The sequence below is a fragment of the Xenorhabdus cabanillasii genome (genome assembly GCF_003386665.1).
Lineage (GTDB): Bacteria > Pseudomonadota > Gammaproteobacteria > Enterobacterales > Enterobacteriaceae > Xenorhabdus > Xenorhabdus cabanillasii.
On sequence record NZ_QTUB01000001.1, the window covers coordinates 3,663,574 to 3,688,540 of the forward strand.

Below are 24,967 nucleotides of genomic sequence, written 5' to 3' on the forward strand. Positions count from 1 at the left end.
TAGACGGTCATTACAGAGATGTCGACAATTTCTGCCAAAAATTTATATTTTTTGACATGGGTTCCATTTGGAAGAGGGGAAATTGTTTCGCCTTTTCGAGAGGCATAATGATAAGTTAATCAGATAAATTATCTGCATTACTGTTACAATCGATAACACGATAACCTGATTCTCTGCCTGTTCTTATGAAATCGAAGATAATACTTTCTGAGCCTGAACGAATCACATTGCAACAACTTGCTTTGAATCATCCACATCGGGACATTCGTACGCGAGGAACGGGTTTGCTCATGCTTGCCAGAGGGATCAAGCCGTCCCAGATCACCGCTGAAATCGGATGCAGTCTCCGGGTTATCTATAATTGGGTTCACATGTGGCACAATTCAGGGATAGCGGGATTATTAGGTGGTCATGCCGGAGGCCGGTATCTCGCCATGACGCCTGACATGATTGCCACTGCGGTCGAAGCGGCCAGCGCAGAGTCCCTGACACTCGCCCGGATAGCTCAGTGCGTTGAGGCAAAGCATGGTGCCCTGCCTTGTACGCTTGAAACGCTGGCAAATACCCTGAAAAAGCAGGGGCTCACCTATAAACGAACCCGACTGTCGCTTAAAAAAAGCGTAACGAAACGGAGTTTGCTAAAAAATCCGCCTTGCTGAATAAAATTAAGGCTGGAGCACAGTTAGGCCATTACCGTCTGCTCTATTTCGATGAGGCGGGTTTTGCCGCGTCTCCTCCGGTGCAATATGGATGGAGTCCACGGGGTAAGCCCCATAAAACTGAGCCTCGAGAGCATGACAGACGGTCAGTTCTGGGGGCGTTAAATTACACGGATAACACGCTGTTTTACCAGACAACGTCAGGCAGTATCACGCGCGATGACGTGATTGATTTTTTAGAGCAGGTCGCCAAACAAGGGGACAACCGCCTGACATTTTTAGTGTTGGATAATGCGCGTATCCATCACGGGATCGAAGAACAAATCAGAAATGGCTGGTTACGAGAACACAACATGTTTTTATTCTATCTTCCCGCTTACAGCCCAGAGCTGAATTTGATTGAGATCGTCTGGAAACAGGCCAAATACCATTGGCGACGTTTTATCACTTGGACTCAGAATACAATGGAGCATGAATTAAATACTTTATTGAAAGGTTATGGCGACCAATTTGCAATTAACTTTTCTTGAGTACTTAATAATGAATGTTAAGATAATGCTTAATGATTTTGTCATGTATTTCAATGAATTTTGAAAAAATATTTATCTCACCAGTTTCGTCAAGTGTTACATAAGCTCAGGTTGTATTATTCTGTACGCTATGTGTAACGTTTACTGACAATATCAAGTCTACCCGCCAATACCTTTCTGTTTGTAGTGATATTTATAAATATTAATATCATCAGCCCCCATTTTTGATATTGATCATATGTAAAACTGCTGTAGAGTCGCAAATCGACAAACACAAAAATCCATTATCGTTATTTTAATTTTTTATTAATAGTAAGGTTGATCACTTTTGGATTTATCATGACGTGGAAAATAATATGGAAGAAACCATCGCCATTGCGAAGTATCCTATTGGTCTGAACCCGGCAAGGTTGTTTGCCGTACCTAAACTTAACTATGCGTTTATACGTATCAATAATATTTGTAATGCGCGTTGCGAATTTTGCGATGTCTGGCAAACGGCTCAGATTGATGCACATAAACAAATAGACATGGTTAAACTCTGGCAAGAACTGGAGGCACTCTCACCACAGGAAGTCAATATTCATGGGGGTGAAGCCTTTTTATCAAAAGATTTTCTGGCTATTTTGGATTGTAATAAAAATACACCGATTTCTATTACTACCAATGGAACGGCTTTATCAAAAAAGATTTTCAATCGTATACAAAATAAAAGCCATCTTGTCAGAAAATTTTATATTTCCATTGATCATGTAGAACCTGAAAAAAATGGTGAATCGCGCGGCATTCGTTGGTTAACAAACAATCTTTATGATGCAATGGAATATATTAAGCAGGAAATACCGGCTTCGATTATTGTCGTCAATCATGTTGTGACTTCACTAAATTATGACACTATCGATAAGTTTCTGCTTAAAATGGCTGAACTGGGCGTTGATGGTGTTAATCTGATCCCGATTAAAGATTACCCTCTGCTATTTTTAAATACGGCTCAAATTAAATTATTTATGCAGAAAATAACGACCCTGTTGGAAAATAAACAAATTTCACGTCATTTATTCATGGATGCCAACTACGAAATTTTCGGCCGCAATGAGGAAGATTATTCCCGCGCTGAAATGGGGAATTACAACGCTTCCAGCAAAAAAGCTTGTGCTATTCCACTGACAACACTATTCATTGATGCTGTAACAGGAAATGTTTACCCTTGCGATACTACGATGTATCGACCCAACCCTGAGCAGTATATTATGGGCAATGTTCTGGAGCATTCGCTGCACGATATTTGGCATGGTGATAAGTTCTCGCTGTTCCGTAAAAAAATGTATCCCGTCATCACTTGCGATTGTATTAAAGGCTGTGATCCTGCCAATAGATTAAGGTAACACGATGTCTCTAGAAATACATATCAATAATCAGGCCAGTTTTCATCGCGGGCAGCCGACGATTTTCTGTATGCCGGATATCAAAGACAGTGAACGTTTTATTCAATTATGTTATCAACATAATGTAAATATGCTTCTGTTGATCAAGAAAAAATGGCTGGACTCAACGGATTGTTCTTCAGCGTTGGCATATTTAGTGGTTGATGATCCGTTGGCTAATCATGCCGACAGAAGAATAATCGAGGCGCTGAAACAGGTCCAAAAAACACTATCAATGACTACCGGACCCATTCACATCGACTATTTTATGGCTTTTTCTGAGCTGCATGTTGAATTGATGGCGACGATCGCAGCTCATATTAACCATGATATTCACCTTATTGAGGTGGCCCGATCATTTAGGGATAAGTGGATAATGCGCAAGATTGCCAATGAACATGGGCTTGATTGTCCCAAATTCACTCTGGCATCAGAGATGCTCATCTCCCCTGAACATTTCGAGGCGTTTACCGAATCAGTCGAGAATGCCGCCAAACACAAGGGCAATCAAGTCGGTTTTATTGTAAAGCCTCGCTCATTTTGGGGATCGATGGGTGTTACAGCATATTCAGACCGCACTTCTTTGCTCTGTGCATTACAGAAACTGGATTCCCCGGAAGAGTATCTGGTTGAGGAAAAAATCCAGGGCAAGTTACTGCATGTTGATACCGCCGTTTTCCAGCATAAGATACTCTATCAAGGCATCGGCGTTTACGCTTGTTCATTACTCTTTGCCGATCAAACCGAACCCGGTCATTTTATGTGGCATACCATGTTGCCGGATTCTCCGGACAGCCACAGGTTGTTTGAATTTAACCGACGAGTATTGCAGGCATTCAATCTCGAATACGGTTTTACCCATACTGAAATTTTTATTGAAGAAAATACCGATAATTTGATACTTTGCGAAACCGCATCGCGTCCACCCGGACTCAGACTATTCGACCTTCATGCACAAGCCGATCATAGACATGCCTTTGATGTCTTTATCAACGCATTGATTTCTCAGTCTTCGATTAACAACACGCCTTCTTTCTCCACCAGGCACGCCGATCCCAATTGTATTGGCATGATCATTTTTAACCCACCGATTGGCAAAGTAGATGCCATAACACCTGTAGACGAAATTATTGATGAGCATGTTATTGAATGGGAACAGTATGCCAAAACCGGCAATTATTTCTCCAACACCCATTATACTGAAAAAATGGGCTATATTATTTGCTCTGCCAAAAACGAACATGAGTGTCTGCAACATTTAAATAATTACAAAACTAAATTCCACTATACAACCATAAAAAAAGATTAATGCGATGATAAGAAGTCTGTTTCTCATTTCTTTAGTGATTAATGGCATTGGTTCAAGTATTCTCGCTGTCGGATATCCCTATATATTATTATCTGAAAATACACCAATGACATACTATTATGCTAATATGGGCGTTATATTTTTATTTACCTCTATCGGTGCTTTGTTATGGGGTTATAAAATTGATTATGCAACGGATATTTGGCAGTTTCGTATTGTTATATTATTGATTGAAATCTTTAGCACTTTACTATTATTGATATTATTAGTGAGTAAAATAGCATTTTCTCCTATTATGCTGCTTTTGTTTATTGCCACATTGGAGTTTCTTTTTGCCTATGAAATTCCGTGGTCACGGGTTGCCTGGCATGAACTTAATGGCTGGACAGAGCAACAAGGTGGTCAACATTTAAATGTCTCTCTCTATATTGTTATTGCCACTTCACTTATTTCAGCCCTTGGCCCCGGATTGGGTGCTTTGCTGGGAATTACGCAAGGGATCGGTACGATTGTGGCAATCAAGTTATTTTCCCTGCTACCTTATTTCTATGTCTGCTATCTTATGATGAAAATGCAGATAAAGCGTACAGCAGAACAAAAATCTCAGTTAACCGTTAGGCTACGTTCTGTATTTCAACAGCGCTATTATAAGACGTTTGCCATTGCTGTTGTCTTCACCATTTTTGCCAATGCGTTTCTGATGGTGGCACTGCCCGTTGTTGTCATGGAAAGTTTGGCGCATAAAAGTTATGGATTGGTCACCCTGTTCTATTTACTCAGTGCTCTGATCCCGATTTTCTGCACCACCTTACTCAATAAAACCCGTGTTGATAACCATATCCAACGTTATCCCATTGCAATATTTATTAGTCTGTTGATATTTGGCATTCTGTTTTTTCAGCTACCAACATTTTATGCAAAATCCTTTTTCTATTTGCTCTACAACATTGCAATAATTTATTTCAATGTGTTAATTACCAACATCATTTATCAAAAAGGATTGGAAATGCAACAAGGCCGGTTATTTTCTTTATTCCAGGTCACAATGAATTTCTCATTCCCAATAGCAGCAATTACCGTATCCATTGCGCCTGATTCCAGCCAATATTTTTTACCGGTGTTTGGTTTCTCTATACTTTTACTGATGGCAATCGCTGTTTATTTCATCATTCAGATAAATAAAGTCCCTGCTCCACTGCATCATTGGCGCAGGTGATATTAATAAGTATATTCGTTATTAGGATAATAATATGTCATATCTTAGACCTTATCTCGGTAATACCAAGATTGCTGATAATGTACAATTCCGCTTGCAGACTGTCCTTGATAATAAAGCGGTATTCAGGTATGCCACAGAGAGCCAATATTGCTTTCAGGCAGAAAAGTTGTTGCAAAATATCCTGCATACTCAACACGCCATTCTCATCACAAATGGCACTGTTGCGCTTAAAGCTGCCCTGCTTGGGCTCAGACCCAAAATAGGGCAATGGGTGCTCATTCCTTCCATCTCATTTATCGCGACAGCCAACGCTGTACTGAGTTGCGGATTAATCCCTGTCCTTGTTGATGTCGATGACAATGGCATGATGTGTCCAATAGCACTGAAACGCACATTAAATCATCTGGAGACAAAACCTCTGGCAGTCATTGCCGTTCATCTGGAAGGGACTCCCGCTTCAATCGCTGAAATCACCCAGATTTGCCAGCAACATCATGTGCACCTGATTGAAGACTGTGCGCAAGCGATGGGAGTGAAATACCAACATCAGCCTGTCGGTACATTTGGTGAGTATGGTTGTTTCAGTTTTCAGGCCAATAAATTAATCAGCAGCGGTGAAGGCGGTTTACTGATTGCCAAAAATCTCCCCCTGTTTATCAATGCCTGCATGATGACTGACCACGGCGCTGAACGTACAGCAGAGGGCTATCCAGATTGGCGCAATAGTATTGGTTTTGGTGACAATAATAAATTCAATGAAATACAAGCTACCTTGCTGATTGACCAATTAGAAAATATCGAACAGTTTCGCACTTTGTTAACCGCGCGTTATCAAGAAATTCTGCAACATCTGCCCACAGATTGGGTCACTCCACGCCCGGAAGGTACGATCCCCGTCTCTGTCTGGCTAAAACGCAGCAAATTGCCCGCAGATCGTTGCAATTCAACCCTGCTATATGATTGGAAAGCATGGGATTTAGCTAATCACCCGATTATAAAAAATCAACTTTCGCCCTACTCTGACCATTTTCCCTGGAGTCTGCACCAAGATCCGCTCCCTGTACCAGAATTAGCGAAGCACCCTGCGATAGTGGCTGATCGCATTTGTCTGCCCGTGCCTATTGATAATGCAACTTATGAAAATGTCTTACAGTGGGTGGAAGGAAAGCCAGCATGATATTAAATAACAACTTTTTCACCCAACCTGGTAATAACAATCAGCCAGTCCAGTATGTGTTGGGCGGCTCTTGTATCTGTTACGCAAAAGGCATTCCCGCCCGGCTTTCACTACAGGATTTGATCGATTCTCTGCTGCCGGCAATTATCGCTTCACAACACAATGCCCCGGTTTATCTCTATTTTCAGTCTCATGAAGCGATCATGATGGCCGATTTATTGCATTTTGATCCTACACAGGCCAACCATACGACAATGAGGGCATGGCTGGAAGCCGGCATTATTTATACGTTGGAACAACTAAATATACCTTTACCCCCAATTTATTGGGTAGATACATCCGAGGATAAGATCCGCCAGCATCTTGATCAGTGGGTTCCCCATATCAAGACGGTTTTGCCACCATCAAGGCTATATGGCCTTTATGCTAAAAAACCGGATGCCACTTATCCGCAGGGAACCGATGAAGAACAGATGATGCTGGATGTGTATTACCGCAATATTACTCTTTACACTCCCGAATTCCTCAACGCAGCCCTTGGTATTCCCCCAGAACACACCCTGTTTGTGGAAAATACCACGCAACAAAAAGCCATCCAGATTTACTATCATGCGACTGGACAAAATTGCAACATATTGCTTTACCATCCGGCACCCAATACCCAAGGTAAAGAAATGTGTTTGGGTAATAGCAATCATAAAATCGAATTACGTCTAACCACCAAACAGATCATACATCGTGCCGCTAAAATGGGTCATGAGGATTATTACCAGGCTATCTTTAACCCACATTCTGTTGTGGATATCATGCAGGGCTGGCAAGCAAAGGTTTTGGACAATAAACGTTTTGAGCAATAAAGGTATTGGGCAATGAAGCATAAGACCGTTGTTGTTGTTAGAGGAACACCGGCAAGTGGCAAATCCACTACGTGTAACCAATTGAAAGAGGCCATGTTGGCACAGGGGTTAACGGTTTCCTATTTACCGTGGGATACTTTTCATCATTTCGTTGAACCACGATCACACCTTACGCAAAAAATTATCATGGAAGATACCTTGCGACTATTAAAGGTGGCGGATGATTGCCTTGATGCCGGTAGTGATCTGATTATTCTGGATGGCGTATTCATTTATCCTGAAGAGATTGACGCCATTCATTGCCGGTTTACCCGAAAAAATGTCCGAATTCTGCATTACCGACTGGTTGCACAGGAAGCAACACTGATTACCCGTAATCAGGAACGCGCGATCGAAGATCGTTTGCCCACTTGCCGGATAAGAGAAGTTGCTCAGGATAGTTTGTGGAATAACAATGTCCCTGATGAAACGTTGCTGGATAGCGCGAAATATTCTACAAACAGGATAGTGGCACTGATAAGCCAAGCGATTATGCAGCAATCTGCGCCAGTTCCAGTTGACGTCTTCGCCAATCCAACAACTTCACCTTTATGGCGTCTGGGAACGGTGCTGCGTTACCCAGAACTCAAACGTTTTAAGCATATTGATTTGGTCTGGCAAGAAAACCACCAGCAGTGGCAAAGCAATACTTTCTTCGATTTCACCTTTACGGCGAAAGAAGAAACAGAATTACTCGCTTTTTTACAGCAACAATCTCAAGCCATTGTATTTAAGTATTTGAATGCTGAGTCCCACGCTTATCACTATTTACATCATTTAGCGCAGCAGCATGGATTACACTGCCATGCAGAGAGTAAATGGTTAGCCCCCATTGCCAATATCCCGCCGCGAACAACGGTAACTGATTTTTTGATCCGGCACTCAACACGATTAAAACGCAGCCTGAAAAAAGCACGTGGCTACAGTACCGTCACTCGTTACAGTACCTCAGGGCAGACTGAGCAATTATGGCAAGATGCCTTATGTGTCGATGCCAGAAGCTGGAAAACCACTCAGCAAAGTGATATGCGCAGCCTGAACCGTGAAGATCTCCAGTATCTCCCCGGTCTGTTATCCAAAAGTAACCAATACCATCTGGCTGTCACTTATGATGATACGGGTACGCCCGGCGCTTGGTCATTGATGCTAAATGACGGCGCGGGTCAATGGTATGCTGCTAAATGGGGTTGCAGTCATCAAGGCAGAGAAAGCCTGATGGGGATTAATTGTCTGATGGATCATCTTGAGAGGCTTTACTGCCCTGATACCGGCCTTCAGGTTGATCTCTGGGGCAGAAACAATGAATTCTATGACCAATTAGCCAGTCAGTATATTGAACGGCTTCATCTCAGGATCACCCCATGATAGCTGACCACAATAACCTATTTTCGGAAAATATCATCCACTATGGCGACTCGGTACGAGACTTTTTCCGTAAAGATCTACAGGATATAGCGCCTCAAGGTGACTGTCTGATGCCGGAGTGGATATGTCAGAGTATGGTTGAATCCGTTTACGCCGCTAATTGGCAGCCGCGCTTCTATCCTGTTCTGTCGCCAGAACAGGCCAGCGTGGTTTTACAAGCGGATATCCACGCGATGATGGACATGCTAAATGCCCTGCCACAACCCTGCGCCGTACTTCTCGCCCATCCTTTAGGTTATATCGATCCGGAATGTCTGGCATTTTTGCAGCAAAAGCAAAACATCCCCCATGTTCATGTGTTTCTGGATCTTTCTCAGGGCTATGGCAGGGAAAATTGCCTACAGGAACTCTTGCATGTTCATGCTGCGTATTATTCTTTCAACGGCAATAAACTTATCCGTACTGGTGGTGCATTACGCCTTCGCCTGACAAACAGAAAGCCTGTTCCCGCCTCGGTCAGAAATATTTTCACGGCGTTTTATACCGCCGCTGAAGAAAAATTTGCGGCATTAAGAAACCAGCTAAAATTTCATGCCATTGAAGATGATATTCACAATGCCTCACTGTACGCTGCTTATCAATCAAGTCCCTACCGCACTGTATTGGATTGGGAGAAATGCTCTCCTTCTCTGCAAACATTGCTTAAACATCAGGGACTGATTCAGCCGTTACTCGCTGAACCCCGACAAGAAAAAGGGCTTTTAAGCTCAAATTATCATCAATGGTGTGAGAGCATCATGTTGATGTTCAGTTCACCCAGAGTTGAATGGAGTCAGTAAAATGCTAGAACTCAAACAAGTTACCCCGCAATCTCCCTTGTGGAATTCATTTCTTCATCTTTATGGCGAATATTTTCAACGCTATTGGCCGGACGTTTTTGGCGATCTGTCAGAAGAGGCGATGGCAAAAGAAAACCATACCGCACTTGAACAACGCATCCTGCAAGGTGACAGGGGGCTGTTTTTGTTGCTGAATGCCGGGCAATTGGCGGGATTAGCCAATGTATATCTTGAACGGGAAGAATTTGGGCAGGAAGAAAAAGTTACCCTGAATATTGCTGAATTTTATATCAGGGATGAATACCAACGCCAAAAGCTAGGTCATGGATTATGGCATGCCATGTTGCAATGGGGACGACGCCACGGTGCAACCCAGGTTCATCTGGAGACCGATGTCGGTAAAAGTGCCAACTTTTTTTGGCAATCCCATGGGCTTTCAAGCCACCAAGTCGATGAGCGTGTGCACTACCATGGCCCCATACCTCCCCTAAAGATACTGTGGTTAAGGCATGGACAAATTATCCCGCTTGATCATCTGGATTATTGCCCTGAAGATAATTTAATCGCTCTTGATGCGACTTCCATCAAACAAGCTAAAGAAATCGGTATCCGAATACTGGGGAAACTGCCGTGGCAAACTATTTATACTTCGCCCCAACGTCGGGCATTTGAAACTGCCAAAGCATTGAGTTCAGCCAATAAGTCTTGTTTAATACAAGAAACGGAGGCACTTTGTGAATTCTTTCCAGAAGAGCTTATTGGCATGAAGCTGGCAGATATTCCGCATCGTTATGGTGAAGATTATGCCCATCGGTTGCTATATACCCCCCTTGATTCGCCTTTCAAAAACTCAGAACAGGTAACGGATGCCGCCAACAGAATTCATCGTTTTATCATGCAAATGGGTGATGAGCTTTCAATGTCTTCCATGCGAATGATTGTTTCCCATCAAAATTTGCACAATATTTTCTTGGCTCATTTAATGACACGCGATCTCAATCTTTCTGGGCGATGGCATCTTAATCATCTTCATGGCAGTACTTTTTTATATTGCCCTTACACTAAACAGTTTGATGTGGAAAATGTAAATATTCCTTTATGAGAGAGTAACATGTTGAAAAACGCTCCCTGTATTATCTTTGACGCCGATCCATTCTGTTTTGGCCCAATATCCACCACGTTAAATGTAGTGGAAAAATTAAGGCGCCGAAATAAATTAATATCAGGCACTAAATTTATTTTGCTGGGTACACTCACTTCTTCCCAATTAGGCCAAAAATCCGGCTTATTTGATGCTGTTTATGAATGTGATACCACTGCTGTTACCGAGCTCTCACGCTATTGTGAACTTATTTCAGGTGCAAACTTGTATATCAGCAATACTAATCCTAACTCAATTAATTTCGTTTCGAAACTTGATACTCCCACTATCTATATCGATACGCTATTTTGGATGTGGGACAATCTTCATGTCGATCTGCACCAAACCGAGAAAACATTCATTCAGAACTTTCACGGAATAGAACGCAATATTGAACGATTCCAAAATAAGCTTGGCAATTATCAAGTGATACCACCGATTCTCCACAGCTCCCTGCAACAATATATGATGGATGAGCGTACGATGGATGAACATTCACCAGAAGGCGTGTTAATTACACTTGGTGGTATTGATACCGTCTACGCCGATACCACCGATTTTTATTACCATTTTCTGGCAGAATTATTGTCTATCCCTTATCTGCAACATGAAACTCATATTACTATTGCGGGTGGAGGCAAAACGATCGTCAATCTGGCAGATAGGTTTGCCAAAACGCATCCTCATATTAATATTGGCTGTTTTGCAAGGCATGATTTTCTGCAAAAATTACGCCGTGCCCGTAAGGTATTAGCCAATCCAGGTCTTACAACATTTTATGAGTGTGTCGCTCTCAATAAGGATGTCTTTTTCTTACCACCACAAAATTATAGCCAGCAATTACAATTAGACGTTTATCTGCAACATTATTATAGTCATGAATACGGTTTCTTATGGCAACCAGAATATGGTTACCCGGATATTCCCCCATATCTGCCGGAGAAAGAGGGATTAGCGTTAATTAAAAAATGTAATGACTTATTTATTAATAACCCCACAGAAAGAAAACGAGCGATGGATATGATCAGCCAATTTTTCGCAAAAGAAAAAAACCACCCTGATTTTTGTCATAACATTTACCCAAACGATATTTCCAAAAATGACATTTTCCCAAAAAATGCAGATGACATTATTGTTAGTTATATTGAAAATCGGTTTTCCAATCAAAAATTGGAAGATGGCACTCTAATTTAACGATAAAATAATAATGGGAATATAATTTATTCAAATGATAATCCTGTAATGTTTGTATAAAAATAAATTATTATCAGCTACGTATATATTCTATAAACTTCAAGTTGCAGCTTGCAAGACGAAAACCGCTTATTATCTCCCCGCACTGCGGAAAATAATAAATGCATCATGAAGTACGACGAGTATAAACATGAGATCTTATTTCTATAAGAGGAGACCCTATGTCTATGATATTTTCTAATCTTAACGTATTTATTGGCGGCCCTATTCAACATGCACTGAGATCCAGGGTATTAGACAATAATTTGCAAGTTCACATTAAATCGGCTATTCACCAATTGGAATCACTCGGTGCCAACGTTTTTTTCCGCTCATCGCGCAGAGCAGTTTGGTGGAGCAACCCATCTATTTACACCGGAGGAAGTTTCCCAACGGGATCGCCAATGGATGGAACAGTGTGATATTTTTGTTGCCATTTTGCCCGTCTGCCCACAACAAAAACAACTAATCAGAACGGATGGCACCCATATCGAATTAGGCTGGGCTTCCGCCTTAAAACGTCCAATTATACTGGTCACCGAACAACCCTTTAATCACTCTGCCAGCCATTTACTAAAAGGCTTATCAGCTATTGCTCAAGTTCATCATATTTCCCTGAATGATTTTGAACATGATCCGGCTATATTAAGCCATACAATTCAATCCATAGCAGAAAGGCAAGTTACCCAAAAATCTTTAACCATGGCATGAAATATGGCATGAATCAGAAAATAGGGGCTCCACGCCCCTATTCACCAATTTTCATTCATAATGAATGAGTATCTGAATGAGGGTGAACCAATTAGCTGTACCAACTAATTAATTCGTCACGCAATTTTTCGGGTAATACTGCGAAAGGAAAACCCACGGGAATTGCTTTTATTGATTCCATGAGTTAGCCAGGAACTGGCGGACGATTTAGCGCAAACAGGTGCCACTTTCATCACGAAAAAACGCCGTAACATGAAAGCGAAGGCGCAGGCAGAGTGGGACAGGATAATGTTATTAAAGCGTTTTCTCATTGAAACCATTAATGGTCAGTTAAAAGAAATTTCTCAAATAGAGCATTCTCGCCACCGAAGTCTAACAGGATTTCTGTTGACCGTTTTAGGCGGTGTGATTGCCTACTGCCTAAAATGGAAGAAACCATCACTGAAAATTTTCTACTCAGAAGAAGATGTTCCAGTGATGGTTTAAACAGAACTCGGGTTAATTATAACTATTTGTTTCAGACCAGTCTTTGTCGGTGAGCGTGGAAGTTTGAAAAGTCAGGCCACCAATTCCCGCGCCCGTTCCTCTATCCAATCAATAACTTCATCACTGGAAAATAAGTAGAAATGCTCTCCTGCAAAAACTTTTTGTGTCACAGGCATAGTGAATATTTCTCGCCATTGTGCCAACCAAAGGACAGGAACGTGCTCATCGTGATCCGCACCAATCACACAGGCCTGACAGTTTATCGCCGGCTTCGGCAACCGGGATAAAGAAGCCAGCAGACGAAGATCACTTCGCATGGCGTCAACCACATATTTTCGCAATTCAGGGTGTGTGAGAACATCCTGAGGCGTCTCTTCAAATTCTTCCAGCAAGTCTATTATTTCCGCTTCTGATAATGTCTCATTTCGTAAATCATCGGGAGCGGACGTTCCCCGCGCAGAAAGTATAAGGCCCAATTTCTTTCCCGGTGCCTCACCTTTTAATCTTCGAGCTACATGGTAAGCAAGCTCTGCTCCCAGGCTATGGCCAAACAACAACAAAGGCTTGTCTTCTCCCAATTTCAATCGTTTGATCGAAGCAAGAAGGTCAGATATTACCGTTTCAGCATCCGTCTGAAATGGCTGTAAGAAACGCGACCCCCTGCCTGCCAGTTCCATACAGTATGTTTCAATAAATCCAGATAGCTTCTGAGAAAGTTGCAAATAAGAGTAGCTGGAGCCACCAGCATGATGTAAAAACACAAGTTGAACTTTCGCTTCTGTTCTTTCGAACGCAGGGTATAGGATTGAATCAGTCAAAATTAAGGCCTTTAGTTAATCTGGTTATTCGTTAAGTTCGTCAGAAAATAATCGGAATTACCGGTAATTGGGTTAATACGATCTATTTTTTTCTCCGGCGCACTTTCCAGAGCAGTAACGATTTTCTGTAATATCGTTTGGAAAATGTCACTGACACGTTCAAGATTAATCCCCTGTTCAGCCTGTTTGTGGATCACAAAGTCTTCGCCGATATCTTCAATACTGATGTAAATCGGGTGATCCGGGTGTTCCACAATACCAGCGCTACTGAAAAGCTCAGCACCAGCAGGTGTTACTGCTAATAATGGTTTTGCCGGAGAGATGTTACGTATTTCACTATGACAATAATTGAATAATGAAGTAAATAATGGTGCAGCTCCCGACAATTGTGATAATTGCTGTTGTAACGATTGCAAAGTCAGTGCCTGCGATATTTTCTGATGTTTAACCAACTGTGCCAGATTGTCTTGAACAAGCCAGAGGCACTCAAGCACAGGCAAATTATCCAGACGCATATAAATGGGTATTATGTGGATAAATTGCTTTGCCCCATTTTTAGTATCGGCGCCTGCAAACATATGCTCCGATAAAACCGTGCCAAAAACAGCGTCATTACGTCCAACCAGACAACCCATTGTTTTGCCCCAGGCCAAATAAAAAATTGCAGCAACACTGACAGCATGTACTTTAGCTTGTTGGCGTATTTGATTATTTAAATTCTCCGGTAACAGTTGCCACGCTTGGGTTGTCACAGTATCAATGCCTAAATATGTTTCCACATCGAATGGAATTGAAGACGGTTTATCATCTTTTAACAAAGATGCTGTCATTTCGGGGCATTCCATCCCACTGGAGTCGATATCTGTTGAGTTGTAAGCCTGCAAATAAACGGCTAATTCGGACAATACAGGATATTGATACAGCATATGTGCTTCCACCATCAATCCGCGACGACGTAATTCCTGTACCATTTTTATAGCTGACAGTGAATTACCACCCAGATTGAAGAACTGAGCATGTCTGCTGACCTTTTTAACCCCGAACAATTCACTCCATACTTCAGCCAGTGTTTTTTCAATCCCCTCTTTTGCCGGAGCGGAATCCTGTTGTTTAAGCTTTCCAATAGCAATAACCGGAAAAGCCTTGCGGTCGAGTTTGCCGCTGGCAGATAAAGGAAAATGATTGACAATAACAATGGCTGCCGGTCGCATATAATCAGGAGCCACTCTTTTCATGAATTGCTGAATGCTCTCTTTCACACTACTCTGTGAATGATGCTGCAAAGCACGTTCTGAAATAATCACGAAAGCAATCAAACGATTGTCTTCTGAACTTTCACTTTGCTCCCGCGCGGTTTGTATCAGCACAACAGCATCACGTACAGCCGGATGTTTCATCAACAGCACTTCAACTTCACCCAGTTCAACGCGATAACCCCGTACTTTGACCTGAAAATCCATCCGGCCAAGAATGTCCAGCAAACCGTCCTGCCGCCATTTCGCTAAATCACCGGTACGATACATGCGTTTGGGAGGCGCACTATTGACCGCAATATTGACAAATTTAGCCGCGGTTTCTTCCGGGCGCTGGTGATAACCCTCAGCCAGTTGTGCTCCCGCAATACACAGTTCACCCGGTGTTTCATCCTTAATAGCACAGTTATTGGTATCCAGCAGATGGATTTCAACATTATCAATCGGTGCGCCAATAGGAGGCAGAACCGGCCATTCTTCTGCCTTGCCTTCCAGAGTGTAAGCTGTCACGACATGTGCTTCTGATGGGCCGTAGTGATTATGCAGGCGGCAATGGGGCAATGCCTGAAAAAATTGCCTGATAGCTGTGGTAATAACTAATTGTTCCCCCGCCGTGATCACATCAATAAGGCTCTCTGGATAACATTCCTGTGCAATCGCCGCCATTGCCAAACCATTTAATGCTACATAAGGCAAAAATATTCGTTCAATCTGCTGTTCTGCAATAAACGTAACCAGAGCCAATTGATCCAATCGTAAGTGATTGGAGATCAACACTAACTCACCACCGCTGGATAAAGTTGAAAATATTTCCTGAAATGAGACATCAAAGCTTAGTGGAGAAAATTGTAACGTTTTTTTACCGAAATAATCGCCTTGCTGATGAATTTGCCAGACCAGCATATTCATCAACGACTGATGAGGCATACAAACCCCTTTAGGCTTTCCTGTCGAACCTGAGGTATAAATTAAGTAAGCGAGATCTTGAGGAGTACAAGCTACCGTCAAGTTTTCTATGTCACAACTATCACTATTGCTATTTTCTTTTTTACTGTCGGAAAAATCACACTGAGCTAAATCAATACATGCGATAGTTTCAGGAAATGATAATTCAATATCTCCACGGGAAATAACGACTGAGACATTAGAATCGGTCAAAATGTAGGATTGACGCTCAATAGGATAACTCAGATCAATCGGGACATAAGCAGCTCCGGCTTTTAAAACACCAATAACCGCAACAATCGTATCAATGCTACGTTCAAGACAAATACCTATCGGAGAAATTTTTTCACCATCATGATGGTGATGCCGGCGGATATAATGGGCCAATCTGTTTGCTCTACGATTTAATTCATCATAAGACAATGATTGCTCACCAAATCTTATGGCAATAACATCCGGTGTTTTCGCTACCTGCTGCTCAAATAGTTCATGCACACAACAAAATACGGAATGATTTGAATGACGCTCTGACAATGATTCAACACGCATAGTTATCTTCCTTTTATTCCATAAACTGACTATCATTCATGGTAATCAGCACATTATTCTGCGCAAATATCTGTCCTTCATTTTTTAGTTACCCCTTTGTTTATTGTAAATAGGTTAATTATGAATAGATTAGTTGTGAATAGAAATAAATTGCCTCCGGATAATATTAACATTGATAAAACAGCTATAGATTAATAATATCGAAATAATCTTTCTATAATAGAAAATATTATTTTCATAACTCTTTTTTTCATCATCATTGTCAGACTGGCATATGTTATTAGGCAAATATCACGCTATATAATAGGAATAATAGAAATAATGGAAACACGACTAAATGATGTATCCAAATATTAAGCAAATAAAATTATATCCGGCCTGCACTACCACAGATAATGATTTTATTTTCCACAACTTTCTGCATTGCCAGCTTACCCGGTGTAATATATCTTCGTGGGTCATTGGCATCAGGATATTCTGTTTCCAGATTGTGTACGTTGAATGCCGGAACGGCATAACCTTCCCGTTGTGCTTTTTTCAACATTTTACTGTTAGAGATCAACATCATACTATTACCTTATTCTTACCCTGCTATCACTTTATTATCGTCTTAGATGCCGTCAACGTCGGGCAGTGCCTGTTTTGACTGCTGCTGTTCATGCCACAGGCTGGTCAATCCGCGACGACCACACTCCAGAGCCCTGTCACGAAATTCAATAGTGTTCATCTCATCACGCATTATCATCATTTCAACAGCCAACTGCATATTAGTCCCCGTGATCACCTGCCAGTGCGGATAAACTAATTGTGGATGTGTTAAAGCCAACTGTGCAGCCTGACGGAAAGGAGAGCCGCCTAACAGATCCGTCAGGAAAACGCCTCCTTTCCCCAAGTCGCACACTTTGCTGGCTATGTACAACGCTTGATACAGTTGCTCTGTCGTCATTCCGTCAGGAAAATCAACGGCAATGCATCCCGGCTGTTTACCAATGATCTGCTCTACCGCCTGTAGCAAGCCACTGGCAAACGTTCCGTGCCCGGTTATTACGATACCTAACATTTTTTCTCCTTATAAAATTCCGATCAATTTACCAACAACCCCAAACACGGCTGTAATCCCTATCAGCTTCACTGGCGAAAAACCACGTTTCATTAACCAGTAAACCAGCAATGTGAAGGTCAGAGGGAGTAAGTTAGGCATCAGCTTATCGAGTACATCTGTTTGCAGTGCGACTTTTGCTTCCCCGGCTTTCATGACAAGAGGAGTCGAAAGATGAACATAAGAAGCAACAAGAGCACCGATAACCGTCATACCAACAATTGACGCTGCATGAGAAATATTTTTCGTATGGATTTTCAGCATAGCTATGGCTTTAGTGCCGGTACGGTAACCGTAATGCGCCAAACCAAAACGCAAAGCAAAATGTACAATATTAAACATCAACAGAAACAGAATTGGCCCCAGGACACTGCCTTGCAGTGCTAATGATGCCCCGATACCCGCACAGATCGGTAATAAGGTCAGCCAGAACAGTGCATCACCGATCCCACCCAATGGCCCCATCAGAGCAACTTTTACAGCACGGATGGTAGAAAGTTTTTCCTTACTGCGTTCCATCGCCAGTACTAAACCGGACAGAAAAGTGACATCAAATGGATGGACGTTAAGAAATTCCATGTGCATTTTCATGGAATTTGCCAGATCATCGGGATTTTTATGCAGCTTACGCAGTGCCGGGATCAGTGTGTAGAGCCAGCCTCCCGCCTGCATGCGTTCATAGTTAAAAGAAGCCTGTAACAGCAGAGAACGCAGAGCCATAACATTGATATCGCGCTTTGTTAAATCTTCCGCCGGGGTCGTATCAACATAGTCATCACGATCTACCGTACTGCTGTCTTGCTCTGTATTCGCACCGTTTTTTTCGGACGCTGTGTTATCCAATGTATTAAATGCCATCTTGCATCTCCTCCGGTGAATTTGACTGGGATGACGTACCCTGCGTATTACCATCGTCGTTACGGGTACGGTTAAAGAAATCAATTAATGCAATCGCAAATGCACCTAGCGCAATAGCAATAATAGGCAAATGCAGGAAAGTGACAGAAATAAAACCGAGGATGAAATAAGCCACATAGGTCTTTTTCATCATGACCTTCATCAACAGAGCAAAACCGATAGCAGGCATCATGCCACCAGCAACAGAAAGACCATCAAGCAGCCATTGTGGTGCTTTCTGCACGATGACTCTGGCAGTATCTGCACCAAAATAAATAGGTAAGAAAGAGACAATGAAATAGAAGCAGAACAGGATAATGACACCAAAATAGTTTACCCATTCAACCCCGCGCCAATTGAGCTTTCTGACCATTTGATCGCATTTGTGCATCATCGGTGAGTAAATGGTAAACAGCAGTGTTATACACCCCTGAACAGCAATAGAGAAAGGAACTGCAATGCCAATCGCGACTTTGGGATCTGCCTGAGTGAGAATGGCAAAAGTTGTTCCGATAATCCCCCCTATAACAACATTGGGCGGTTGGGCACCCGCCAGCGGCACCATGCCCATCCAGACAAGTTCTAATGAACCACCAACCAGTAAACCGGTCTGAATATCGCCTAAAATTAATCCGACCAACGGCCCGATAACAATCGGACGATGGATGTGTGTCAATCCATTGAACAGATCAATCCCTGCAATCCCTGCCAATATTGAGATTAAAAGCGCTTCAATGAACATATTCACCTCCGTTATTTCAGAAGACGTTATTTCAGAAGACTAGCAATATTTTCACCTGCTTCGTCTGGCACCCGGCGGATTTCACAGGGAATGCCACGTTTTTCCAGTTCACGAAAGGCGTCAATATCACTTTTATCAACAGAAACTGTTTTATGGATCTGAGTTTTTCCTTCTGAAAAATGCATGTTACCAACGTTCACAAATTTGATTGGTACATTGCCTTTTACAAGCGTCAGCACATCTTGTGGTGTTTTACAGACGATAAAGATTTTCTGGCGCTCCGCAGCTTTATGAATGACATCAATAGTTTTTTGCAGAGTGAAATAGCGGGTCTGAACACCATCAGACATCACCATATCCATAAGCGATTGCTGAACAGGATCATTTGCTGCTTCATCATTCGCTACTACAACAAGGTTGGCACCCAGTGAATTAGCCCAGGTAACACCAACCTGTCCATGGATCAAGCGGTTATCAATACGGGTCAATAGAATATTTGGGGTAGACATTCTAACTCCTGTTACTTTTCTGATTCAGTGTAGGGATAAATTTGAACGCCTTTTACCACACGATTAACTTCACCTGTCGGGCATGGATTATCAGGAGACAGGCCGAGAATGCCTGATGTTCTGCCAGCCACCGGGATGAATAAGGAAAAAAGGGGGTCATAACACAGCTCCTTCTGTCTCTGTTTCACAGGCCTCAGCGTACAATACCCAGGGATTTGCGGAGCAAACAGAGTAAATTCCAACCGACTCACCAGATTTATGGCAACGGATAAGCTGTAATAGCGATTGCATAATGTTTCATGTCTCCAATACCTTAAATACATTGAGTTTTAGTGTCATTTTTTAAGCTCTGCCGTTGCTGGAATCTATGGAAAATAGGCAGAGTAAATAATAATAAGCAGGAAATGACGGGTAAAAATTATTAAGCATTGGTATTAATAACACCCAAGCATTACAACAAAGGAAATCCATCGAAACTGTGATCCTGATTAAAAGTTTATTTTTTTAATAAAACGCGAGTAAAGTACTCTTGTTTCATTATTAAACAAAAGATAATTTTTTCCGATAACTTTCAGTCGGATGTTTATAAGTGTGATATCCGATGGATTAGAAAGCCTGTGATGATATACAGAAAGATATTATTCTATTTATCGTAAGTAAGAATAAATCGTGGTGAGGAAAAAAATGATAAAGCTCATCTGTAAAGATGAAAAAAAGATATATGAGGCTGGGGAAATTATTACATTCTCATAAATTTCCCAGCCAACAATATTTTCAATTAACTAATCGATGTTACTGGAAATCACAAAGAAAATCAGACAATATCGGATTAAATCTGGCTGGTGTTTCCCAAAACGGTGCATGATCCACTCCGACCAAACTAAATACTTGATCTTGCCAAAGGTTTTGATAATTCAAACCTTCAACATATTCGGCATTGATGAAAGGATCACCTGCCCCATTCACAATAGCCAAAGGTATTTTACTTGTTTCAGCCAATAACTTCTGATCTGTTGCCTGTGGGGAAGTAAAAGCTTCAAACATATACTGGCGTGACAAACCATCTGTTCTTGCTACTGCCTCAAGGATAAACGGCTCATGAGGAGCGTTAACGCCCACTGTTTGATAGGCATAATTCTTCACATCTTCTTCAGTGAAATCAGCTTTCCCGGCAAGCCCCATATGCTCGCTTTGACGAAAACCAAGTGCGACATTTTCTTTACCCGCAGCCACAGGGGGTGTACCACAAATCATCAGCCCAATCATTTTGGGGTACAGTGCCAGCATTTCCAGCCCGATATGTCCCCCTAATGACCAACCAAAAACAACCACTCTGTCAATTCCGAGGTTGTCCAGTACTTCAATAACGGTGCGGGCATAACCCGGCATTGAATATGTCTGACGTGGATCACTGGCATTAGAAGATGCACCATGTCCCGGTAAATCCAGAGCTAAAACCCGATAATCCTTTTTAAAATATTCTATCTGATGGCGAAATATCTCTTTACTACTTGAATTACCATGTATTAAAAGAACCGGGAGCCGATTACCGCCAGTATCTAATACTGAAATACAAGCATAACGGGTGGATATATCATAGTAGTGAATATCAGTGTGTGCAGCAGCCATGATTTTATCTCTCCTGATGAGTGAATAGCAGAGTAATTTTTCTGCTAAAAATACAGTAACTTATTGCATTTTATCTTGATACCTTTATGTCTTACATACTAATGGCATGACACTACGGTATTTTTTGCCCCCTCTCAATTATTAACATTCACATACACCTGATTTTTTTTCTCAATGATTCTTAAATGAATAACAACTTTATAAATTCATTATTATTATTTTTGAATTTACCAGATTGATTCTTTCAATAACTGCCGTGTTCCAATATGAAATATTTTTACTATGAAAAATAGTAATTAACTATGGAATTAATTGTGCGGAATAAAGACGTGATGTTGTTCAAATTTCTACAATAATAAGTGAAGAAACGATTAATTTTATGATTGTGACATCTATCTCTATTCTCTATATTTCAGCGTCCATTGCTGTTCTTACCTTAATCACTCTGTCAACAGCATCAACCGCGATCATTGTCTTTATCCTGTTTGGTTCATTTTTGAGTGTCAGTGGCGCGACAGCACTGTTCAATGACTTAGCATTGGCAATCGCCGGACGTCGCCGTGGCGGGCCCGCACAAGTTGCGGTTATTTCTTCTGCCCTGACGAGTTCACTCAGTGGGAGAGCTGTCCGGCTGGCTTTACCCGGCTTTATCATCCCTCTTATTTTGGTATACAACCCCGCATTATTGATGCAAGGCAATGACTTGAATGTGCTGTCCATTCTTTACATGATAATGACGGCATTAATTGGTATTTATTCTCTTTCTATCGCAACCTCCAACTTCTGGATGATTAAGGCCCACTGGCTGGAAAGAGTCCTCTTCACTATTGCCGCTATTCTTTTAATCAAGCCGGGTATATGGACAGATTTAGTGGGTAATGCTGATTGTGTTATCAGGTGGTATTCATCTCCTGCGCTATAAACAATACCGGACAGCATTACGGGGCAATAGCAGCAAGCATGACCTTGAAGCCAATTGAGAAAACACAATTAAAGAGGCAAAGTAAAAATGTATGACGTTATTATTATTGGTGCAGGATTAGTCGGGCTTGGTACTGCCAATGCCCTGCAAGAACATCATCCACACTTACGCCTGCTGGTATTGGATAAAGAAAAGAATGTGGCTGCTCATCAGAGTGGTCATAACAGCAATGTTGTCCATTCTGGCATTTACTATCCCCCCGGCAGTCTGAAAGCGCGTCTGGCGAAAAAAGGCAATCGGACGATATATCAGTTTTGCCAAGAACATGGCTTATATTATGACCGCTGCGGCAAAGTTATTGTTGCAACCCAATTAAAAGAACTCCTTTTATTGGAAAATATTTATCACCGAGGTTTACAAAACGATCTTAATGTCAGTCGGTTATCACAAGCTGCTTTGAAAGAACGTGAGCCTTATGTCAATGGACTGGAAGCAATTTTGGTGCCGGATACGGGGATCGTGAATTATCCTGAAATTGCAGCAAAACTGGCTGAGATCATACAAACCAGGGGCGGAGATATTCACTGCCAACAACAGGTAAAAGCTATCCGTGAACATAGTAATTATGTTGAGGTACAGACTCAACAACGCAGTTATCAGGCCAGATGGCTGGTGAACTGTGCCGGGCTACACAGCGACAGGATTGCTAAGCTGGCGGGCTACGATACTGGTATGAAGATTGTGCCATTCCGGGGTGAATATTATGTATTGGATAGCAGTAAAAACTATTTGGTCAATCACTTGATTTATCCTGTCCCCAATCCTGATTTTCCGTTTTTAGGTGTTCATTTCACACGCATGTACAATGGCAAACGGGATGTTGGCCCTAATGCAGTACTGGCATTTAAGCGTGAAGGCTATCATAAAACAGATTTCAGCCTGCGGGATCTGACGGAGGTACTGACTTACAAAGGATTCTGGAAAATTGCCACACGCTATTTCGGTGAAGGCATGGCAGAAATACGCCGTTCATGTTCACACCAGCTTTTTACTGATAATGCCCGTCAGCTCATTCCTGATTTACAGCCCGAAGATATTATACCGGGGTCAGCAGGTGTTCGCGCCCAGGCATTAACAGTTGATGGCAAACTGGTGGATGATTTCCACTTTGTGAAGGGCCATCGCTCACTGCACGTTTGCAATGCCCCTTCACCAGCCGCTACGGCATCGTTTGAAATTGGGAGAGAAATTGTAAGACAATATTTTGAAAAAATTTAAGTGTTTGGCTGTTCATAAGTAAGCGCACAGTAAAATCACCCTGCGCTTACTGAAATGGTCAATTACTAATTAGTATAATTTATCTGAAAGACTATTCGCCTGCATCCATCGCATTCTCACAGCAGTAAGAGCATCATCATCGCAATCTATCATGTTTACTATCTATTTAATTAAAACAGATAAAAACCCAATAAATTTTATTGTAATTTTCATAGATAAATATTTAAAATCTAATTACCACAATTAACCTATTAAATATACAAGAAAATAATTGTATTATTGTTTAATAAATACAAAATAACAAACAATTATTTTATGAAATATACTTTATGACGTATTTCTCATATTTTAAACTCTCTATCCTTCATTATTAAGGGAAACATTATGTATAAAAACCTTTATAACAGAACAGGAGTGCCTTTAACTATAACCATTAGTGGAGACCCTAAAGTAGATCCTCCAAATAAAAACATTCGGATAACAATTCAACCTGGCCAAATAATGACAGTAAATATTGATTACCATTATATTGGCTTATTACAACCTCATATAAACATACCCGAAGTTTATTTTGTGCAGTCATACATTGTCTCAGATAAAAATTCTGATCTATTTCATTTAATTAATAATCGCGATAATTTACAATTTTTCTTTGATAAAAATCAATTTCTTTTTTCAATTGGTTATTATTAATTACGATATAATTCTATTGGGCACAACTAATAGGAGATTATAAAATGTATGATATTCCTTCCGACAGGCTATTAACTAATTCTACTGATTATTACGCTTATACAAATATATATCTGAAAGGAGGCAAAAACCCAAAAACAATGATAATGAAACCTATGAGCTCCACAAACATTTTACCAGAAACACAAGATACTCCTGTACAAATATTTGCAATAATGTTTAGATTAACCCTTGAAAATGATCCTTCGCTACAATCGAAAGACTACATAGAGCTGTATTATCAGGTATCTCAACAGGGGATGGGCATTGATAGAACATTTAACAACTTTGGTCACATTATGTTAATTCCGTCTCCACTCAGACCTGGATCAACACCGACTTTTAATTTTCGGTTATCGGGAAGATAACCAACATATTAATATCACACCCATGATATATTAAAATTATTATAATAAGTTTTAACTATATAATGGAGTAATGAAACCTTTTTATCATAGAATTATTCATCACTCCATTACAATAAAAGACTCACACCCAGATATTGGGTGTAAATGTTGTGGTTTGATTGTGTGGAATAAAAACCTATTGGAATAGGATCCAAATAACAATAAACCTTGTCAAATAAAAACAATCTTATTTATTAA

At 41.2% G+C, this 24,967-nt stretch carries 24 protein-coding genes and 2 pseudogenes; 17 read left to right on the forward strand and 9 right to left on the reverse strand.

What is annotated here, in order from left to right:
- Positions 1-185: 185 nt before the first annotated feature.
- The 13 genes and pseudogenes from BDD26_RS16320 to BDD26_RS16380 all read left to right on the forward strand — a co-directional run.
- Positions 186-659, forward strand: a complete 474-nt coding sequence (locus BDD26_RS16320; protein WP_051502334.1) for a helix-turn-helix domain-containing protein — start codon at positions 186-188, stop codon at positions 657-659.
- Positions 653-1,189: an IS630 family transposase gene (locus BDD26_RS16325; protein ID WP_084766466.1), complete on the forward strand. Its 537-nt coding sequence runs from the start codon at positions 653-655 to the stop codon at positions 1,187-1,189. Before BDD26_RS16320 ends, BDD26_RS16325 begins: the two co-directional genes overlap by 7 nt.
- Before the next feature lie 356 nt (positions 1,190-1,545).
- On the forward strand, positions 1,546-2,574 hold the full coding sequence (locus BDD26_RS16330; protein ID WP_038260164.1) for a radical SAM protein: 1,029 nt from the start codon (positions 1,546-1,548) through the stop codon (positions 2,572-2,574).
- Between the two features lie 4 nt (positions 2,575-2,578).
- Complete coding sequence (locus BDD26_RS16335) at positions 2,579-3,922, forward strand: ATP-grasp domain-containing protein (protein ID WP_115827132.1); 1,344 nt, start codon at positions 2,579-2,581, stop codon at positions 3,920-3,922.
- 4 nt (positions 3,923-3,926) lie between these two features.
- Positions 3,927-5,138 carry an MFS transporter gene (locus tag BDD26_RS16340; protein ID WP_147299027.1) on the forward strand — a complete coding sequence of 404 codons (1,212 nt, stop codon included), beginning with the start codon at positions 3,927-3,929 and terminating at the stop codon, positions 5,136-5,138.
- A gap of 34 nt (positions 5,139-5,172) precedes the next feature.
- Positions 5,173-6,318 (forward strand): DegT/DnrJ/EryC1/StrS family aminotransferase, encoded by a 1,146-nt coding sequence (locus tag BDD26_RS16345; RefSeq protein ID WP_115827134.1) that lies wholly within the window; start codon positions 5,173-5,175, stop codon positions 6,316-6,318.
- On the forward strand, positions 6,315-7,175 hold the full coding sequence (locus tag BDD26_RS16350) for a hypothetical protein (protein WP_115827135.1): 861 nt from the start codon (positions 6,315-6,317) through the stop codon (positions 7,173-7,175). The genes BDD26_RS16345 and BDD26_RS16350 overlap by 4 nt, the downstream gene beginning before the upstream one ends.
- Positions 7,176-7,187: 12 nt before the next feature.
- On the forward strand, positions 7,188-8,579 hold the full coding sequence (locus BDD26_RS16355; RefSeq protein ID WP_115827136.1) for a P-loop nucleotide/nucleoside kinase family protein: 1,392 nt from the start codon (positions 7,188-7,190) through the stop codon (positions 8,577-8,579).
- On the forward strand, positions 8,576-9,418 hold the full coding sequence (locus BDD26_RS16360; protein ID WP_115827137.1) for a hypothetical protein: 843 nt from the start codon (positions 8,576-8,578) through the stop codon (positions 9,416-9,418). Before BDD26_RS16355 ends, BDD26_RS16360 begins: the two co-directional genes overlap by 4 nt.
- Position 9,419: 1 nt before the next feature.
- Complete coding sequence (locus BDD26_RS16365; RefSeq protein WP_051502230.1) at positions 9,420-10,520, forward strand: GNAT family N-acetyltransferase; 1,101 nt, start codon at positions 9,420-9,422, stop codon at positions 10,518-10,520.
- 9 nt (positions 10,521-10,529) lie between these two features.
- A complete protein-coding gene (locus BDD26_RS16370; protein WP_038260177.1) occupies positions 10,530-11,753 on the forward strand; it encodes a hypothetical protein in 1,224 nt (407 codons plus the stop codon).
- A 351-nt stretch (positions 11,754-12,104) separates the two neighbouring features.
- Positions 12,105-12,503, forward strand: coding sequence for a nucleoside 2-deoxyribosyltransferase (locus BDD26_RS16375; protein ID WP_211305487.1), 399 nt, complete (start codon positions 12,105-12,107; stop codon positions 12,501-12,503).
- 183 nt (positions 12,504-12,686) lie between these two features.
- Positions 12,687-12,989 (forward strand): annotated as a pseudogene (locus tag BDD26_RS16380) (transposase); the annotation flags it as partial.
- Between the two features lie 71 nt (positions 12,990-13,060).
- Here BDD26_RS16380 and BDD26_RS16385 read toward each other — a convergent pair.
- The 9 genes and pseudogenes from BDD26_RS16385 to BDD26_RS16425 form a co-directional block, all read right to left on the reverse strand.
- Entirely contained in the window at positions 13,061-13,807 is a 747-nt protein-coding gene (locus BDD26_RS16385) for a thioesterase II family protein (RefSeq protein WP_115827138.1), read from the reverse strand.
- An 11-nt stretch (positions 13,808-13,818) separates the two neighbouring features.
- Positions 13,819-16,554: an amino acid adenylation domain-containing protein gene (locus tag BDD26_RS16390; RefSeq protein WP_170140420.1), complete on the reverse strand. Its 2,736-nt coding sequence runs from the start codon at positions 16,552-16,554 to the stop codon at positions 13,819-13,821.
- A 478-nt stretch (positions 16,555-17,032) separates the two neighbouring features.
- Positions 17,033-17,122: pseudogene (locus tag BDD26_RS19795) on the reverse strand (class II fructose-bisphosphate aldolase); the annotation flags it as partial.
- Positions 17,123-17,164: 42 nt separating this feature from the next.
- Positions 17,165-17,614 carry a PTS galactosamine/N-acetylgalactosamine transporter subunit IIA gene (gene agaF / locus BDD26_RS16400; RefSeq protein WP_115827141.1) on the reverse strand — a complete coding sequence of 150 codons (450 nt, stop codon included), beginning with the start codon at positions 17,612-17,614 and terminating at the stop codon, positions 17,165-17,167.
- 9 nt (positions 17,615-17,623) lie between these two features.
- Complete coding sequence (locus BDD26_RS16405) at positions 17,624-18,511, reverse strand: PTS system mannose/fructose/sorbose family transporter subunit IID (protein WP_038260184.1); 888 nt, start codon at positions 18,509-18,511, stop codon at positions 17,624-17,626.
- Positions 18,501-19,292, reverse strand: coding sequence for a PTS N-acetylgalactosamine transporter subunit IIC (gene agaW, locus BDD26_RS16410; protein WP_115827142.1), 792 nt, complete (start codon positions 19,290-19,292; stop codon positions 18,501-18,503). The genes BDD26_RS16405 and agaW overlap by 11 nt, the downstream gene beginning before the upstream one ends.
- Before the next feature lie 26 nt (positions 19,293-19,318).
- Positions 19,319-19,801 carry a PTS N-acetylgalactosamine transporter subunit IIB gene (gene agaV / locus BDD26_RS16415; protein WP_038260187.1) on the reverse strand — a complete coding sequence of 161 codons (483 nt, stop codon included), beginning with the start codon at positions 19,799-19,801 and terminating at the stop codon, positions 19,319-19,321.
- A gap of 156 nt (positions 19,802-19,957) precedes the next feature.
- Positions 19,958-20,092 (reverse strand): class II D-tagatose-bisphosphate aldolase non-catalytic subunit, encoded by a 135-nt coding sequence (locus BDD26_RS16420; protein ID WP_425330430.1) that lies wholly within the window; start codon positions 20,090-20,092, stop codon positions 19,958-19,960.
- Between the two features lie 501 nt (positions 20,093-20,593).
- Positions 20,594-21,430, reverse strand: a complete 837-nt coding sequence (locus BDD26_RS16425; protein WP_115827143.1) for an alpha/beta fold hydrolase — start codon at positions 21,428-21,430, stop codon at positions 20,594-20,596.
- A 379-nt stretch (positions 21,431-21,809) separates the two neighbouring features.
- On the opposite strand from BDD26_RS16425, the gene BDD26_RS16430 reads away from it, so the two are divergent.
- From BDD26_RS16430 to BDD26_RS16445, 4 genes are all read left to right on the forward strand, one after another.
- A complete protein-coding gene (locus tag BDD26_RS16430; RefSeq protein WP_115827144.1) occupies positions 21,810-22,352 on the forward strand; it encodes a DUF3394 domain-containing protein in 543 nt (180 codons plus the stop codon).
- A gap of 87 nt (positions 22,353-22,439) precedes the next feature.
- The gene (gene lhgO, locus BDD26_RS16435) at positions 22,440-23,630 is read left to right on the forward strand and encodes an L-2-hydroxyglutarate oxidase (RefSeq protein ID WP_038260191.1); all 1,191 of its coding nucleotides are present in this window, start codon (positions 22,440-22,442) and stop codon (positions 23,628-23,630) included.
- A 384-nt stretch (positions 23,631-24,014) separates the two neighbouring features.
- On the forward strand, positions 24,015-24,323 hold the full coding sequence (locus BDD26_RS16440; protein WP_038260195.1) for a hypothetical protein: 309 nt from the start codon (positions 24,015-24,017) through the stop codon (positions 24,321-24,323).
- A gap of 44 nt (positions 24,324-24,367) precedes the next feature.
- A complete protein-coding gene (locus BDD26_RS16445) occupies positions 24,368-24,730 on the forward strand; it encodes a hypothetical protein (RefSeq protein WP_115827145.1) in 363 nt (120 codons plus the stop codon).
- Positions 24,731-24,967: the final 237 nt, after the last annotated feature.